Here is a 17,069-nt window from a genome sequence, read left to right on the forward strand (position 1 = left end):
CTTACGTATTAAAGCTACTTGGCAAGATAGTCAGTGATAGACTTCTCAATCCCTTTCGCATCTAAGCCAAGCTCTTCATGCAGCTCACCTTGAGTACCTTGAGCAATAAACTTGTCTGGTAGGCCAAGGTTCAATACTGGCATCAGTAGTTTTTCTTGCATCAAGAATTCAATCACACCCGCACCCGCACCACCTGCAATCGCGTTTTCTTCGATAGTCACTAGTACATCGTGGTCAGCAGCAAGTTGTTTGATCAGAGCTTCGTCGAGGGGCTTAACAAAGCGCATATCTGCCACTGTAGCATCGATAGCATCAGCCGTTTGAAGTGCACTCTCAAGGAAAGTACCGAAGCTTAGGATAGCGACCTTCGAGCCATCTTTTGCTTTTTCGCTTTCGCGAACGATACGACCTTTACCAATCTCAAGAGCGGTAAACTCACTTTGAATCTCAGTACCCATGCCATTACCGCGAGGGTAACGAACGGCACTTGGACCCGTGTGCTGGTGACCGGTGTAAAGCATTTGGCGACATTCGTTCTCGTCGCTTGGTGCCATGATCACCATGTTTGGAATACAGCGCATGAAACTTAAGTCGAACGCACCTTGGTGTGTTTGACCATCGGCACCGACGAGACCTGCACGGTCAATAGCGAACATAACCGGTAGATCCATGATTGCCACATCGTGGATCAGTTGATCGTAGCCACGTTGTAGGAAAGTCGAGTAGATAGCGACAATTGGCTTATCACCGGCAATCGCCATACCGGTTGCTAGCGTCACAGCGTGTTGCTCAGCAATTGCTACATCAAAGTACTGTTCTGGATACTCTTTCGAGAAACGCACCATACCAGAACCTTCACGCATTGCAGGCGTGATCGCCATTAGCTTAGGATCTTGAGCGGCCATATCACACAGGAAGTCGCCAAAAATCTTAGAGAAAGTTGGTTTAGAGCTGGTGCTCTTAGGCAGACTTGAATGTGCAGGATCGAATTTAGGTACGCCATGGTAGCCAATTGGATCTTTCTCAGCTGGCTCGTAGCCTTTACCTTTCTTCGTCATGATATGCAGGAACTGAGGACCTTTTAGATCTCTCATGTTCTTCAGCGTTTTAATCAGCTCATTGACATCGTGACCATCAATTGGACCAATGTAGTTAAAGCCTAACTCTTCAAACATGGTGCCAGGGACAACCATGCCTTTTAAATGTTCTTCTGTACGACGAACGAGCTCTTTAATTGGCGGAACGCCTGATAGCACTTTCTTGCCACCCTCACGAATTGACGTGTAAAGACTGCCAGAAAGAACTTGAGCGAGGTGGTTGTTTAGAGCACCGACGTTTTCAGAGATCGACATCTCGTTATCGTTAAGGATAACCAGCATGTCATTGTGAATATCGCCCGCGTGGTTCATGGCTTCAAATGCCATACCTGCGGTAATCGCGCCATCACCAATCACACTCACGACTTTACGGTTCTTACCTTCTTTCTTCGCACTGATCGCCATACCAAGTCCGGCGCTGATCGATGTTGAAGAGTGACCAACAGATAGAGTGTCGTATTCGCTCTCTTGACGCCATGGGAATGGGTGCAGTCCATCTTTTTGACGGATAGTCGATAAGCGGTCACGACGGCCAGTAAGAATCTTATGTGGGTATGCTTGGTGGCCAACATCCCAAACCAATTGGTCAAAAGGCGTGTTGTACACATAGTGCAGAGCAACGGTTAGCTCTACTGTACCTAAGCCTGACGCTAAGTGACCACTTGACTGGCTCACCGAGTTAAGAAGATAGGTACGTAATTCATCACAAAGCTGTGTAAGCGTCTCTTTTGGAAGTAGACGCAAATCCTCTGGCTTATCAGCCAAAGCAAGAGTTGGGTACTTTGATATATCAAGAGTCATAGGTAATGCGCGCTTATTGTCTTAGTTCTTGCGCTCGATGACGTATCGGGCGAACTCTTCGAGTGACTGGGTATTGTATGGGATTGCAGCCAAAGCTTGAAGCGCTTCCTGTAGCAGAGTTTGCGCTTTTTCTTGAGCGCCCTCTAAACCTAACAAAGAAGGGTAGGTGCTTTTGTTCAAATCTTGGTCAGAGCCCTGTGGTTTACCCAAAGTTTCGGTATCGCTAATGATATCTAAAATATCATCCTGAACTTGGAAGGCTAACCCGATTGCATCGGCGTACTTATCTAATTGAGGCATCACTTCAAACGCTTTTTCGCCAGCAGCCAGAGCACCTAAACGAATCGCACATTTCATTAGCGCGCCCGTTTTATTGCGGTGAACTTCTTCTAACTCTTCTAGCGTGACAGAGCGGTTTTCAGCTTCAATATCAAGTGCTTGTCCAATGCACATACCTTGTGCACCAGAGGCTTCGGCTAGGCGTTGAATCATTCGAACGCGATTGCTTTCACCGTCAGCACTTAATGTACCTTCCGCAAGTATAGTAAATGCCAGAGTTTGTAGGGCATCGCCCGTTAAAATGGCGGTCGCTTCATCGAATTTGATGTGACAGGTCTGATGGCCACGACGCAGTTCGTCGTCGTCCATTGCTGGCAGGTCGTCGTGAATCAGAGAGTAGGCATGAATACATTCGACTGCAGAAGCTGGAGTGTCGAGTTCTTCAGCGGTGCAACCGAGCATCTCCCCTGTAATATAGACAAGAAATGGACGCGCGCGCTTGCCGCCTAAAAGTAACCCATAACGCATTGCGTTGATCAGGTTCTGATTTTGGTGTGGCAGGCGATCAAGCCAAAGGTTCAGTTGCTCGTTATTACGTGCCTGATAAGAGAATAAAGTCTCGATCATAGGGGATCTCATACAATTCGTTATTCTGGTTGTGGGTTAAAGTCACTAAGTTCTGCGTTTTCATCATTTTGCAGTAGGATGCTAACACGCTGTTCAGCATCGTTTAGTTTGCTTTGACCGGCACGAGCGAGGGAGATACCTCGTTCAAATTTTTTCAGCGCATCATCTAAAGCTAGATCACCGTTTTCTAGTTGATCAACCAAGCCGTCGAGCTCTTCGATTGCCGCTTCAAAGCTCATATTTTCAGGTTTCTTAGTAGCCATAATAAATCTGCGCTTGGAAAGATGAACGAACGTTACCTTAGGGCGTTGAGATGGTCAAATGTAACCAATAAATTTTGCTAGAAAGTTCGTTTTTAAGAGGCTTGAAGCCACTTTCATCTAATAACCTCACCTTTATCGAGTTTATGACTGCTCGAGAACGGGGAAGCGGGTAATAGTTGTGATACAAAAAGCAAAAGTGTGATACTTAGGCCAAGAATTTACTAAAAGATCTTATAGTCTTGCCGATAAAAAGATTATCGTCGACATAGAGCTACAAAAAAGCATGAGGAGTGCTCAGTGGATTTAGCAACCCTAATAGGTTTGATTGGTGGATTTGCCTTTGTAATTATGGCAATGATCCTAGGCGGAAGCCTCGGGATGTTCTATGACACGACATCCATTTTGATCGTAGTTGGGGGCTCAACCTTTGTTGTTCTAATGAAGTTCACCATGGGACAGTTCTTTGGCGCGACTAAAATCGCAGGCAAAGCTTTTATGTTTAAAGCGGATGAGCCTGAAGATCTTATTGCGAAAGTTGTAGAGATGGCTGATGCGGCTCGTAAAGGTGGTTTTTTAGCACTGGAAGAGATGGAAATTAACAACAGTTTCATGCAAAAGGGCATCGATCTTTTGGTGGATGGCCATGATGGAGATGTAGTTCGTGCTGCACTGCAAAAAGACATCGCATTAACCACAGAGCGTCATGAGCAGGGCGCGAAGGTGTTCTCTGCATTTGGTGATGTAGCACCCGCGATGGGTATGATTGGTACCTTGGTTGGCTTGGTTGCCATGCTTTCTAACATGGATGATCCAAAAGCGATCGGTCCTGCGATGGCGGTGGCACTTTTAACCACCCTATATGGTGCGATTCTTTCGAACATGGTGTTCTTCCCAATTGCCGACAAGCTTGCGCTGCGTCGTGACCAAGAGACACTCAACCGTCGTTTGGTTATGGATGGCGTACTCGCGATTCAAGATGGTCAGAACCCACGAGTAATCGATGGTTACCTGAAGAGCTACCTAAACGAAGGTAAGCGTACGATTGATGGTGAACCTGCGTAAGAGGAGTTGAAGATGGATGAAGAAAATCCATGTAAATGTCCTCCTCCGGGATTGCCTCAATGGATGGGGACATTTGCTGACTTGATGTCACTGCTGATGTGTTTCTTCGTACTGCTGCTCTCATTCTCTGAGATGGACGTACTGAAGTTCAAACAGATCGCTGGCTCGATGAAATTTGCGTTTGGTGTACAAAACCGCTTGGAAGTGAAAGACATTCCTAAAGGCACCAGCATCATTGCACAAGAGTTTCGACCTGGTCGTCCAGAGCCGACACCGATTGATGTGATCATGCAGCAGACGATTGATATTACGCAGCAAACGCTTGAGTTTCATGAAGGTGAATCTGAGCGTGCTGGCGGTACCATGCGTGATCAAGGCAAGATGACCGGAGGCAAGTCGCCAGAGGTTTCGACTCACGACAATCAAAACTCTGAGTCAGACCAACAGCAACAACAAGCTGAAGCTCAATCGCAAGAGATGGAAACCTTGATGGAAAGCATCAAGAAGGCGTTGGAGCGAGAGATAGACCAAGGCGCGATTGAAGTTGAAAACCTTGGCCAGCAGATTGTGATTCGAATTCGTGAGAAGGGTGCATTCCCATCGGGTTCTGCTTTCCTACAGCCTAAGTTCCGACCTTTGGTGAGACAGGTTGCTGAGTTGGTGAAAGATGTTCCGGGTATCGTTCGAATCTCAGGGCACACCGATAATCAACGTCTTGATTCCGAGCTTTATCGCTCTAATTGGGACTTGTCATCACAGCGAGCAGTGTCTGTTGCTCAAGAGATGGAAAAGGTGCGTGGTTTCTCTCATCAACGCTTGAGAGTACGCGGCATGGCGGATACCGAGCCAGTCGAGCCGAACGATACTGAATGGCAACGTAGCCTCAACCGCCGCGTTGAAATCAGCATCATGCAGGGCGAGCCGCTTTACAGTGACGAAGTGCCTGTTATTAATGAATAGCCGATACGTGTACACACGGTAGCATGCAGATAGCATCGAAAGCCCAACCTTATAATGAGGTTGGGCTTTTTGTTTGCTGGTCTTCAATGGTTCTCTCTGCGGCATTTATGTCGTTTCGAAACCTGCTACTGTTAATAACAAGCGGTTTAATGATGGTGTTACAGCAAGCACTCTTTTCCTTGCTTCACTTTCTCATGTATAATTCGCGCCCTTAGATTTAGATATGATCTATTCTTGCTTCAAGTGCTGTGTAAATTCTCTAATTTACTTGGCGATGAGCGTTTTCAAAATTTTGAACATTAATGTTGTGAAAGTACTATGAAATTTATTGTTAAGCCCCATCCGGAAATTTTTGTAAAAAGTGAATCGGTGCGTAAGCGCTTCACAAGGATTCTAGAGTGCAACATTCGTAACGTTATTCAACGTCGCTGTGAAAGTGTTGCGGTATTCAACCGTCGCGATCATATTGAAGTGACGTCTGAGAGTGACCAGTACTACGCAGAAGTGTTAGAGGCTCTGACTCACACTCCAGGTATTCACCACTCTCTTGAAGTTCAACAGTCTGAATTCAAAGACTTGCACGATATTTACGAGCAAGTACTAGAACGCAGCCGTGCTGACATTGAAGGCAAGACTTTCTCTGTACGTGCTAAGCGTCGTGGTAAGCATGACTTTACCTCTATTGAACTTGAGCGCTACGTAGGCGGCGGTCTAAACCAAGCAGTTGAGTCAGCGAAAGTTCGACTTAAGAACCCTGATGTAACCGTTAAGGTTGAAGTGGCTAACGACAAGCTAAACCAAGTTCTAGCTCGTCACAAAGGCCTCGGTGGCTTCCCTCTTGGTACTCAAGAAGATCTACTGAGCTTGATCTCTGGCGGCTTTGATTCTGGTGTTTCAAGCTACCTGCACATCAAACGCGGCTCTAAGGTTCACTACTGTTTCTTCAACCTTGGTGGCCCAGCGCACGAGATTGGTGTTAAACAAGTGGCTCACTACCTATGGAATAAATACGGCTCATCTGCAAAGGTGAAGTTCATTTCTGTAGACTTTGAACCTGTGGTTGCTGAAATCCTTGAGAACGTAGAAGACGGCCAAATGGGCGTTGTTCTTAAGCGTATGTTCATGCGTGCTGGTGGTATGGTTGCAGACAAGTTCAAGATCGAAGCGTTGGTTACTGGTGAAGCACTAGGTCAGGTATCAAGCCAAACGCTAACTAACCTGCGTCACATCGACAACGTGACAGATACTTTGATTCTTCGTCCGCTTATCAACTGGGATAAAGAAGACATCATCGACCTTTCTCGTATCATCGGTACTGAAGACTTCGCTAAGGTAATGCCTGAGTACTGTGGTGTTATTTCTAAGAAGCCAACAGTGAAAGCGAAGAAAGGCAAACTGGAAGCAGAAGAAGCTAAGTTTAACTTTGAAGTGCTGGATCAAGTGATCGAGAACGCTCGTGTTATGGATATCCGTGACATCGAGAAAGAGAGCCAAGAGCAAGCGCCTGAAGTTGAACAAGTTCAAGCTGTTGCTGAGCACGCTATCGTTCTTGATATCCGTAGCCCAGAAGAAGAAGACGAAAGCCCATTAGAGATCGAGGGTGTTGAAATTAAACACATCCCATTCTTCAAGCTTTCGACTCAGTTTGGCGACCTAGACCAAGCGAAAGAGTACTTGCTGTACTGTGACCGTGGTGTAATGAGCCGTCTACAGGCACTTTACCTACAAGAGCAGGGCTTCCATAACGTTAAGGTTTACCGCCCATAGTGGTGTGTTGACCAAGCGTTAATCATTTTGCAAAGCCGTTTACTGAAAAGTAAGCGGCTTTTTTATTTTCTATTGTGAATGATTTACAGTAGTCAGACAGAGGCGTGAGTTTGGGCGTGCTATCGTCATGCTCAGCTTTGAAATTTTTGATTGATAGAAAGAGTGTGTTCTAAACGGGTTTATAAGTACCGAAGAAGTGTGAGTATCTTGAAGTATTCTGTTACTTTTTAGTGCAACTCAATGGTGCTATTTGTATGTGTTCAGTTGATTATTTGAGTGGGTGTCTGATTCTGTGATTGGCGATGAAAAATAATAAAGATTAATTAGCACAGCTATTGATAAACTTGTTGTTACATTTCTTTGCACATAAAAAAACACCGCCCATAAGGCGGTGTAAACAAATTTGACAGACAGGTCAAAATAAATACAGGAAGTACATGCCTCGTTTCAGTATAAACTGCAACAAAACATTTGGTAGAACTCTACCCAACTCGAAAAGAACGAGTTTGCAAACACAACATCGCAGGAGCTAAGCCAATTGATTCTAGAGAGAATCAAGCCGTTCAGGCTAGCTGCTGCGGGATGAAATATAGAATTTCTCTGGCTGCTAGGCAATGGACAAATTATAATGTTTCAGATAAAAAAAACTAATGCTTATTTAGAGAGTAACTATGTCTCGTCGATTACCCCCATTAAACTCGCTAAGAGTGTTTGAAGCTGCAGCTCGACACTTGAGTTTTACGCGTGCTGCAGAAGAGTTGTTTGTTACTCAAGCGGCAGTCAGTCATCAGATCAAAGCGCTTGAAGAATTCTTATCTTTGAAGCTGTTTCGCCGAAGAAACCGCTCTTTGCTGCTAACTGAAGAAGGTCAAAGCTACTTCTTAGATATCAAAGATATTTTCACATCACTAGCAGAAGCGACAGACAAAGTGCTGGAGCGAAGTGAGAAGGGCGCATTGACCATCAGTTTACCGCCGAGTTTTGCTATTCAATGGTTGGTACCAAGGCTCGCTGACTTTAATCAGCAAGAGCCTGATATTGATGTAAGAATCAAAGCCGTTGATATGGATGAAGGCTCGCTAACCGATGATGTAGACGTCGCTATCTATTATGGCCGAGGGAATTGGTCGGGGCTCAGAGCCGATAAACTTTACCAAGAATACTTAATTCCTCTTTGCTCACCTTCCGTGCTGCTAGGAGCTAAACCTTTAGAATCTCTCAGTGATTTGGCATGTCATACGCTACTGCATGATACATCTCGAAAGGATTGGAAACAGTTTGCTAAGCAAAATGGTATTGATGGGGTAAACGTTAATCATGGCCCTATCTTCAGTCACTCAACCATGGTATTGCAGGCGGCCGCTCACGGGCAAGGTATTGCTTTGGGTAATAATGTGTTGGCGCAACCTGAAATCGAAGCAGGTCGTTTGATTGCACCTTTTGATGAAGTGTTGGTAAGTAAGAACGCCTTCTATGTAGTGTGTCATGAGAAACAAGCTGACATGGGGCGTATTGCGACTTTCCGTGATTGGATGTTGGCGAAAGCGCAAAGTGAACAAGAGGACTTACTTGATGAATAACCTCATCATTGATGGTGAAGACAACCCAATAACCTTTATCTTTGCACATGGTGCTGGCGCAGGTATGGATCATGAGTTCATGCAGTCGGTAGCAAAAGGGTTGGCGTTTAAAGGGATACGAGTGATTCGTTTTAATTTCCCTTACATGATCAAACGTGCTGAAGATGGTAAGCGTCGTCCACCTGATCGAGCCCCTAAACTGCTCGAAGCTTACCAAGATATTATCGGACAGGTAGATGCCGATAAGCTTGTGATTGGCGGTAAGTCGATGGGAGGACGTATGGCGAGCCATTTGTCTGAAGTTGATAAGGTGGCTGCAATGGCCTGTTTAGGCTTTCCTTTTCATCCGCCAGGCAAACCAGAGAAATACAAAGGTGAGCACTTGGCTGAGTTAGCAAAGCCGTGTCTTATTCTGCAGGGTGAACGTGATACCTTTGGTAAGCGAGAAGAGTTTGCTGATTTCGACCTGTCGGATTCGATTCGTGTTGAGTTTATTCCTGATGGCGATCACAGCTTTAAGCCTCGTAAGAGCTCTGGCTACACCGAACAGCAGAACATAGCGTTAACCGTTGAGAAACTATCGGCGTTTATCAAAGAGGTACTCAATGAGAAGTAAGTATTTACTCACGTTTACTGGCATCTCTGGTGCGGTTGCTGTGATGCTTGGCGCCTTTGCAGCTCACGGTTTGAAAGCTATCTTGTCTGAATATCTGCTAGGCGTGTTTGAGACGGGTGTTCAGTACCAATTTATCCATACTCTAGCGATATTGGCGTGTGGCGCTCTGCTGCAGATGAAACTTGGCGCTAAATCACAAAAATATTTTTTCATTGCGGCAATTTGCTTTATCATCGGCATCCTTTGTTTTAGTGGCAGCCTTTATGGCTTGGCACTGACAGGAATAAAATGGTTTGGCCCTATCACTCCGTTTGGTGGTCTACTATTTATCATTGGTTGGGGAGTCTTCTCCTTCGCTGCTTTGAATATAAAAGAGGTAACTCAGTGAAACACGTACTACTTTATTGTCGCTCTGGTTTTGAAAAAGAATGTGCTGGCGAAATTCAAGACAAGGCAACACAACTGGAAGTGTTTGGTTTTCCTCGCCTAAAGAACAATACAGGTTTTGTATTGTTTGAATGTTACCAAGCAGGTGAAGCGGACAAGTTGATCAAAGAGATCGATTTCCAATCACTGATCTTTGCTCGTCAAATGTTGGCAGTGGCTGTTGAAATTAAAGACCTGCCAACCGATGACCGTATTTCTCCAATTCTTGAGGCGCTTTCTGAGAAAGAAGGTTTCCCTCGTTGTGGTGATATCCGTATTGAAACGCCAGATACTAACGAAGCAAAAGAGCTTTTGAAGTTCTGCCGTAAATTTACCGTGCCGATGCGTCAAGCGATGCGTGGTAAAGGCCTGATGACAGCGAAAGATAACGCTAAGAAGCCTGTGCTTCATTTATGCTTCATCGCTCCGGGCCACTGTTTTGTTGGTTACTCTTACCCAACGAACAACTCCCAGTTCTTTATGGGTATCCCTCGTCTGAAGTTCCCATCAGATGCGCCAAGCCGTTCTACATTGAAGCTAGAAGAAGCATTCCACGTATTCATCCCTCGTGATGAGTGGGACGAGCGTTTGGCTCCAGGTATGTGGGGTGTTGATTTAGGTGCATGTCCAGGTGGTTGGACTTACCAATTGGTTAAGCGCTCGATGTTCGTTCACTGTGTTGATAACGGCATGATGGCAGACAGCCTAATGGAAACAGGTCAAATTAAGCACCACATGGTGGATGGCTTTAAGTTTGAACCAGACCGTAAGAACGTAACTTGGATTATCTGTGACATGGTTGAGAAGCCAGCTCGTGTTGCTCACCTTATGGGTGAGTGGATCATCAAAGGCTGGGCGAAAGAAGCACTGTTCAACCTTAAACTGCCTATGAAAGGCCGTTACGATGAAGTACTGCAAGATATCGAGAACCTAAAAGTGTTCCTGATTGAGAACAAAGTGAAGTTCAAGATGCAGGCTAAGCACCTTTACCACGATCGCGAAGAGATCACGGTCCACATTCAGGCGCTTTCAAACATCTCACCGCACTAATATTTACGTTAGTGTGTCAGTGATAAAAAATGCTCCTTTAAGGGGCATTTTTTGTATCAATATTATCGAGTCACAGCGACTTAAGCGTTTGCTTCGTAACGAATATCTTGCAGGTTGAACCCTAAATCAATATCGGTTTTGAGTGCCGATACTTGCTTACATACACGAGCGGATTCGATGTGTTCGTCGAACTTCTTACGATATTTTTTCGGCAGATCTTCTGCTTGATAGGCCGCTTCGATATCTGGGTAAGTGGTCAATATCTCTTTGGCTGCTTTTGGCCCGATACCTGGGATGCCCGGTACTTGGCTTGAGCTTACGCCCGTTAATCCCCAGTAATCCGCCAGTTGTTCAGGTTTAACGCCAAACTCAGCTTCGATAAAGGGTTTATCTAACCAGCGGTGCTGGAAGTAATCTCGGATCTGAAGCGTTGGTGACAACAGTTGGCAGTAGCCCTTATCCGTCGAGACGATGGTGACGGTTTCTCCGTGGTCAGCCACTTTCTTTGCCAGTGTTGCGACGAGATCATCCGCTTCATCGCCATCAGACAGCAGTGAATCAATGCCTAACTCCCACCAAGCTTGTTGAATAGCATCAAGGCCTTTCATCAATGGTTCTGGCATCGGTTTACGATTCTGCTTATAAGCAGGAAGCACATCTGCGCGCCAGCCACGGTCTTGTAAATGGTGATCAAATACCGCGATGATGTGGGTGGGCTTTGATTCATTCAGAATCTTATTGAGAGTGCGAATTGTGGTGGTAATGGTTCTTGCTATATCGGTTGGATCCGGCTGAACAGAGTGCACGCGTCGGATGAGGTTTAAGGCATCGATAATAACAAGATGGATAGACATAAGTTTCCACTAAATAGGCAATAAAAAAGGGGCTGCTAGCCCCTTATAGTAACGTATCACTTGGTGAGTTGAAACGTTGGTAACGTAAACGCCTTAATCACGTGAGGCGATTTTATAGCAAGGCACGTAGTCGGTCCCTCCCGGTAACTTCATTCGATGTTGCTCAACAAAGTCATTCAGCAGTTGGTCCATCTTGGTCATTAGCTCTTTGTCGCCATCAATTAGGAATGGGCCGTGCTTCTCGATCTCCAGAATACCCTCTGCTTTGACGTTACCAGCCACAATGCCTGAGAACGCTTTACGTAAATTAGCGGCTAGGCTTTCTGTTTTTTGGTCCATATGAAGATCAAGCGCCGCCATAGATTCGTGTGTTGGGTCGAATGGCAGTTGGAACTCAGGCTCAATATGCAGTGACCAGTTGTAGCTGTAGGCATCACCGGTCTCTTTACGGTGAGAACGCACATCTGGCATCGCTTGTTTCATGATTTTCGCAGCGCGTGCTGGGTCATCAATCACGATCTCGTAATGTTTCTGAGCATCAGGCCCTAGAGTTTCCCCAATGAACTTATCGATTGAGCGGAAGTAAGCCTCACTCTCTTTCGAGCCCGTTAACACAATCGGCATTGGCTGTTCGGCGTTATTCGGGTGCATCATGATCCCTAAGATGTACAGCAGCTCTTCGGCCGTGCCGGGGCCGCCTGGGAAAATGATGATGCCATGTGCCATACGAACAAACGCCTCAAGACGCTTCTCAATATCTGGCATGATCACCAGTTCGTTGACGATTGGGTTTGGTGGCTCAGCCGCAATGATCGAAGGCTCGGTAAGCCCAAGATAACGATGATCGGTGTAACGCTGCTTCGCGTGACCAATGGCAGCCCCTTTCATTGGGCCTTCCATTGCACCCGGTCCACAACCGGTACAGATATTCAGTTCACGGAGGCCGAGCTCATTACCGACTTCACGAGTGTATTGGTATTCGCTGGCATTAATAGAGTGACCACCCCAACATACAATCAGGTTAGGCTCGATGCCTGGCGTCAACGCACCTGCATTTCTCAAGATACCAAACACAAGGTTAGTAATGTGAGTGGCATTAGTCAGGTTGAGCCTTTGGTTATCGGCTAAGTGCATGTTGACGTAAACAATGTCACGCAGCACTGAAAATAGGTGCTCTTGAATACCCTTGATGATTTCACCATCGACAAAGGCATGCTCTGGTGGGTTGCTTAGTTCGAGCTTAATACCACGCTCACGGCGAACGACTTCGACATCGAACGACAGATATTTGTCGAGCAACTCTTTGGAGTTGTCGGTATGGCTACCCGAGTTCAGGACCGCTAACGTACAGTTGCGATACAGTTGGTACAGATCACTAGACGCGGTTTTCTTAAGACGCTCAACCTCAAGTTGAGAGAGTAAATCCATGCTACCGGCAGGGCTGATATGAGTGATCATAGTGCCTCCTTGTTGAAAAGAGCAGGGGACGTTGAAGTGACCCTCTGGCTCGAGAGTGAGAAGCAAACGTTGAAAGTGTTTGGTTAAAGGTAGGAGAGAGTTAACCAGACGAAACGGATACGACAGCGTTGCTTGCCATGAATGCTTGTTAAGCGAATGTTAATCATTAGCTTAGCAAACATTGAGGGAAATGGTATGTGATAAGTATTTGAAAAAATGAAATAAATTAAATCTAGGGCTGGCCTAGTGCCAAACAAGTTGGTTGGTACCGCGTTGTTTTGCTTTATTTAGAGTCTTATTGAGTCGCTCTAGCACTTCTTCAGGTGTATCTGACTCTTTAAACTGAGTACTTGCCGCGCATAAAGTGATCGTGATTTGCTGGTCACGGAATTTAAAGGGCAGGCGGCTTACTTGAGTTTGAATGTTCTGAATCACCTGATGGCAATATTCATCGGTTTGCTCTGGCAGCAATAACACAAACTCTTCACCTGAAAAACGTGCCACAGTATCGGTGGTGCCTGCTTCTTTGGTAATAGTTCTTGCGATGATCTTGAGTGCTTTGTCGCCCGCGGTGTAACCAAAGCTATCGTTAATTGCTTTGAAGTTGTCGATGTCGAGCAGTACTACGCGTAGCGAGTGTTGCGCGCGGATCCAGCGGCGATACTCAAGCTCTAAGCGATCAGTAAAGGCAGTGCGATTGTAAACCTTGGTTAGAGGATCAAGCAGCATACGCTGAGCCTGATCTTCCAAGCGCTTACGGTAATCTTGCGTCACTTCATAGAGTGAATCTAACTGAGTCTTTCCGTAACTCATTCTCTCTATCAGAGCTTGTTCTTTTTGCTCTGCGTGGTTCAGCCTTTCCGAAAGAGAGGCGATTTCACTGAGTAGCGGATTAATCGACAGCTTTAAACTATCAATATCTTTCGCTTTATCTACCGAGCTTTGGCTTCTAGTGACTAGTTCATTTAACTCAGAGTTTAGACCTTGTCGGTGCTCAAAGTAGCTCTGGCTCTGGTCGGCATTTTGGTCTGCCGTTTTGATGCTGGACGCTAAAGAAGAATTAAGCTGATCGATGAATTGTTCAGACTTCTTACGTTCTAGGTTGGTGCCTTCAATAACCAGTTTGAGGATCTGAAGTGTTAGCTCAAGTAGGTTTTGTGTGGAAACACCAAGCAGCAGCTTCGCTCGAATATCGGTAAGCAGATCACCCGATTCACCCTCGAAGTCGAGTTCAGTGATCAGATGTTGTAGTTCGTTTGATAGGTCGGAAAGGAGCTCTTGTTCCGGAGAGTGCGCAGCGTCAGCAAAATGGGTGCGTGAGTTATTCGCCATAATCTTTATGGCACGCTCATAAATACCGAGAAGTTTCATGGCGTGGTCGACTTTCTGACTGCCATTGCATTCGGAGAAGCTAAGTAAGTTTCGTAGGTCGCGTTTGAGCTGTGCTGGAAGGCCAGTTATGCGCTGCAGCGTTTCCCCACTGTGCTTAATGCTATCGTCCAGATACCCGTTCTGTTTATCCATAGCCAACGTTTTCTGTTTAAGCATCCTTTCTAATACTGCCAGTTTTGGGATCATTGAGCTAATGTCTTTTTGCTTTTCTAGCTCTTCCCTAAGGGCAATGAGGTTTTCATCTAAATGGCTGTTACTACCAACACATGCATCACTTAAAGACGTGACGATACGCTTTAGAACTTTCTGTTCTCTAATAAACTTGAACGAGGTGTCTCTTTGCGTCAAACGGACCTGCTCCAACTGAGATTTCAGCTGGTGGAGTTGCGCCTGAATGTCTTTTTCAAGAATGCCCATAGATGTATTTATTAGCGCCGCGTAGACCGATCTCGATCATTTTGATGAAATTCCGTTACATCGATAATAACAAAACTAAAAATAAGGTCACGACTTGCTGCTCTTAACCGCTCGCAAATCAGTCATCTTTTAGCATTTTTTTGATGTTGTCCTCATTCTGGTACGAGGATTGTATTTTTATTAACCCTTGATTAATCGCATGTTTACACGCTTCTCTTATGTTACCAGTTGCAAGGCTCGCTGCTGGTGCATTATCGATAGCTTTTAGATAGACCCATTGGCTACTGCGCTCTTTGAGACTGATCTCACGGGCGAGATTGGTCGACATCAACAATACGTCGAGCAGCTCTTGATCGTTAATTGCGGTGTAAGCGCGTGGCAAGAATGGGTAGTCAGCGATGCCCATACGGACCGTTCGGTTGATGTTTCGCTCTGTTTCGAAGTCATTCACCCAAGACTGAATCTTTCTGAACATGTCCTCAGGCGACAAATCACGGTCCGCGTTTGGCTCGATATAAAGCAGGTTCGCATCCGAGAAGTGGTAGACACGAGCTGGGCCTTCAAGCTTAGATTTTAGGAATTCACCGAAAGCGTCTTCCAGTTCTAGACCGGCTTTGTAACCGTTCTGCGTGTACATATTGCGTAAGAACGGTAAATCAATCATCACGAAGCGTAAGCGGTCGTTGAGTGGCTCATGAATCAATTCGCCAAGTTGCCACTGTTCGAAGGTCTGGCTGGTTTGTTCTAGCGAATTGGACAGCTTGGCATTCAGCATTCTGAGGTTCGGGAGCTTAGATCGTGAGTGCGTAAACAGGTCTGTTCGTAGTGAGTCGACTTCTTTGGCTAAGGTTTGAATGAGGTAGCCACGGCGAAGCACAAAGAAGAACAAGATAATACTGAACAAGAATAGGGCGAACGATATTTTCTGGAACTTGCGATGCTCTAGTTTGTACTTTTCTAGCTCTTGCGCTTGGCCTGCGTAGTGCAGGGTTTGTTCGGCAAATTCTTTCTGTTGACGGAACGCGTCTTCGCCAACACGGTTGAGTTTTTGCTGCTCTAGAGAGACAAGGCTGTTGTATTGCTTGAGGTTTGCCAATGCTTGCTGTGGACGACCTGCCTGTTCATAACCCAAAGAAAGTAAGTAGTACGAGCGTTGTGAAAGGCGCATGTTCTCTATCTGGCGTGAGATCTCAAGTGCACGTGTCGCATGCTTTATCACGTCTTCGCTTTCTTGTAGGTGATACGCTAACCCTGCAGATAACAGTGCAGCACGGCCTTCCAGCTTTGGAATGTCGGTATATTCCAGCAGCTCAAGGGCACGGGTTAGGTACTGTTCTGCTAGAGGGTAGTTATAAAGGCGTAAGTAGGTCGCCGATAGACTTAGTCGGATATCAATGACTTGGTGGATATCTCGGTCAGTGCTTTCGTGATCAAGAACGTTGAAGAAGTGTACCAAGGCAAGGTTATATTTCCCTTGATAGAAGTACACATCCCCCATTTTCTTAAGCACTTGTGCTAAGACAGGCGAGCTTTCAAAGTTGTCATAGAAATCAGCGGCTTGAGATAGGTGTTCTAACGCTTTATCCAACACTTGGCGCTCAAAGAAAAGCTGCGCAAGTAGGCGGTTGACCTTGGCCAAACGTGAACTTAGATTGCCCTCTACTGATTTCCAGTAGCCATACAACAACTCGGATAACGCGTGGTTGTACTCTTTGTGAGTCAGATAAAACTCGCCGACGGAGATATGGTAGTCGATGGTGACTTTTTCAGAGTAACGTTGATCGAGATAGGTTTTGGCTTCTTGATAGAACTTTTCGGCTTCATCGATCTTGTTGTCGTAAGAGGCGATGTCGGCTTTCAACATGATCAAGCGATAGGTAATGCCTTCCGTTAAGCGTAAGGTTTTATTCACCGACTCTAGATTTGTTTCAATGTTAGTGAGCTCTGATTTTGCTTTGGCTGATTTTCTATCACTCAGCCAAAGTAAGCGAACTTTTAGGATCTGAAGATCTATTTTTAGGTAATCAAGCTTATAGGTTTGCGCTAGCTCGGAGGCTTTGTCGATGTGCTGAATCGCAATACGCATATTGCCAAGGTTGTATTCCGCTTTGGCTAAGATCTTATACGCATCGATACTGCTGTTTGGTGTTCGAATCGAGGAGTCTGTCTCTTCGCGAGAAATAGCTGAAGGGCTTTTCTCGCGTTGATCAGAAAGGACACGCAGCGTTAGGTAGCTGTTGGCCATTTGTTTTGCTTGGCTCGGATCGATCTCAACCAAATTATTGGCTTCATTGAGTAGCGCCGACGAATAAACCGACGCATTGACCGATGTGCTTAAGCTTAAAATAAATAGACTAACAACGTATAACCAACGCATTTCAATGTCCCTTTAAAGATTTGGTAGGTTCAAATAAGTGTGG

The 17,069-nt window shown here is 45.7% G+C and carries 14 protein-coding genes; 7 read left to right on the top strand and 7 right to left on the bottom strand.

The genetic code is table 11. From position 1 onward, the window contains the following. Window positions 1–14 precede the first annotated feature (14 nt). From dxs to xseB, 3 genes are read right to left on the bottom strand one after another with little or no spacing between them, the layout of a single operon-like run. The gene (gene dxs, locus AB4493_RS06865; RefSeq protein ID WP_017070488.1) at window positions 15–1,898 is read right to left on the bottom strand and encodes a 1-deoxy-D-xylulose-5-phosphate synthase; all 1,884 of its coding nucleotides are present in this window, start codon (window positions 1,896–1,898) and stop codon (window positions 15–17) included. 21 nt (window positions 1,899–1,919) lie between these two features. Further along, window positions 1,920–2,804: a (2E,6E)-farnesyl diphosphate synthase gene (gene ispA, locus AB4493_RS06870; RefSeq protein ID WP_372154711.1), complete on the bottom strand. Its 885-nt coding sequence runs from the start codon at window positions 2,802–2,804 to the stop codon at window positions 1,920–1,922. Between the two features lie 20 nt (window positions 2,805–2,824). Then, the gene (gene xseB, locus AB4493_RS06875; protein ID WP_004734405.1) at window positions 2,825–3,067 is read right to left on the bottom strand and encodes an exodeoxyribonuclease VII small subunit; all 243 of its coding nucleotides are present in this window, start codon (window positions 3,065–3,067) and stop codon (window positions 2,825–2,827) included. A 297-nt stretch (window positions 3,068–3,364) separates the two neighbouring features. On the opposite strand from xseB, the gene pomA reads away from it, so the two are divergent. From pomA to rlmM, 7 genes are all read left to right on the top strand, one after another. Further along, a complete protein-coding gene (gene pomA, locus AB4493_RS06880; RefSeq protein WP_017060778.1) occupies window positions 3,365–4,129 on the top strand; it encodes a flagellar motor protein PomA in 765 nt (254 codons plus the stop codon). A 12-nt stretch (window positions 4,130–4,141) separates the two neighbouring features. Further along, window positions 4,142–5,089, top strand: a complete 948-nt coding sequence (locus AB4493_RS06885; protein WP_017060777.1) for a flagellar motor protein MotB — start codon at window positions 4,142–4,144, stop codon at window positions 5,087–5,089. 318 nt (window positions 5,090–5,407) lie between these two features. Further along, window positions 5,408–6,856, top strand: a complete 1,449-nt coding sequence (gene thiI, locus AB4493_RS06890; RefSeq protein WP_029235325.1) for a tRNA uracil 4-sulfurtransferase ThiI — start codon at window positions 5,408–5,410, stop codon at window positions 6,854–6,856. 671 nt (window positions 6,857–7,527) lie between these two features. After that, complete coding sequence (locus AB4493_RS06895; RefSeq protein WP_017063339.1) at window positions 7,528–8,436, top strand: transcriptional regulator GcvA; 909 nt, start codon at window positions 7,528–7,530, stop codon at window positions 8,434–8,436. Further along, a complete protein-coding gene (locus AB4493_RS06900) occupies window positions 8,429–9,052 on the top strand; it encodes an alpha/beta fold hydrolase (RefSeq protein WP_017069501.1) in 624 nt (207 codons plus the stop codon). The genes AB4493_RS06895 and AB4493_RS06900 overlap by 8 nt, the downstream gene beginning before the upstream one ends. Next, complete coding sequence (locus tag AB4493_RS06905) at window positions 9,042–9,440, top strand: DUF423 domain-containing protein (protein ID WP_372154712.1); 399 nt, start codon at window positions 9,042–9,044, stop codon at window positions 9,438–9,440. Before AB4493_RS06900 ends, AB4493_RS06905 begins: the two co-directional genes overlap by 11 nt. After that, the gene (rlmM, locus tag AB4493_RS06910; RefSeq protein ID WP_017070491.1) at window positions 9,437–10,528 is read left to right on the top strand and encodes a 23S rRNA (cytidine(2498)-2'-O)-methyltransferase RlmM; all 1,092 of its coding nucleotides are present in this window, start codon (window positions 9,437–9,439) and stop codon (window positions 10,526–10,528) included. The genes AB4493_RS06905 and rlmM overlap by 4 nt, the downstream gene beginning before the upstream one ends. Before the next feature lie 80 nt (window positions 10,529–10,608). Here rlmM and xni read toward each other — a convergent pair whose 3' ends face one another. From xni to AB4493_RS06930, 4 genes are all read right to left on the bottom strand, one after another. After that, a complete protein-coding gene (xni, locus tag AB4493_RS06915) occupies window positions 10,609–11,382 on the bottom strand; it encodes a flap endonuclease Xni (RefSeq protein WP_017069498.1) in 774 nt (257 codons plus the stop codon). Between the two features lie 93 nt (window positions 11,383–11,475). Continuing rightward, window positions 11,476–12,840: a nucleotide 5'-monophosphate nucleosidase PpnN gene (gene ppnN / locus AB4493_RS06920; protein ID WP_017060771.1), complete on the bottom strand. Its 1,365-nt coding sequence runs from the start codon at window positions 12,838–12,840 to the stop codon at window positions 11,476–11,478. Between the two features lie 243 nt (window positions 12,841–13,083). Beyond that, complete coding sequence (locus AB4493_RS06925) at window positions 13,084–14,649, bottom strand: GGDEF domain-containing protein (RefSeq protein ID WP_017069497.1); 1,566 nt, start codon at window positions 14,647–14,649, stop codon at window positions 13,084–13,086. Between the two features lie 118 nt (window positions 14,650–14,767). Next, window positions 14,768–17,026: a tetratricopeptide repeat protein gene (locus AB4493_RS06930; RefSeq protein WP_372154713.1), complete on the bottom strand. Its 2,259-nt coding sequence runs from the start codon at window positions 17,024–17,026 to the stop codon at window positions 14,768–14,770. Window positions 17,027–17,069 lie beyond the last annotated feature (43 nt).

Origin of the sequence: Vibrio sp. 10N.222.55.A1, assembly GCF_041473835.1 — a bacterium.
In the GTDB taxonomy this organism is placed as follows: Bacteria; Pseudomonadota; Gammaproteobacteria; order Enterobacterales; family Vibrionaceae; genus Vibrio; species Vibrio crassostreae_C.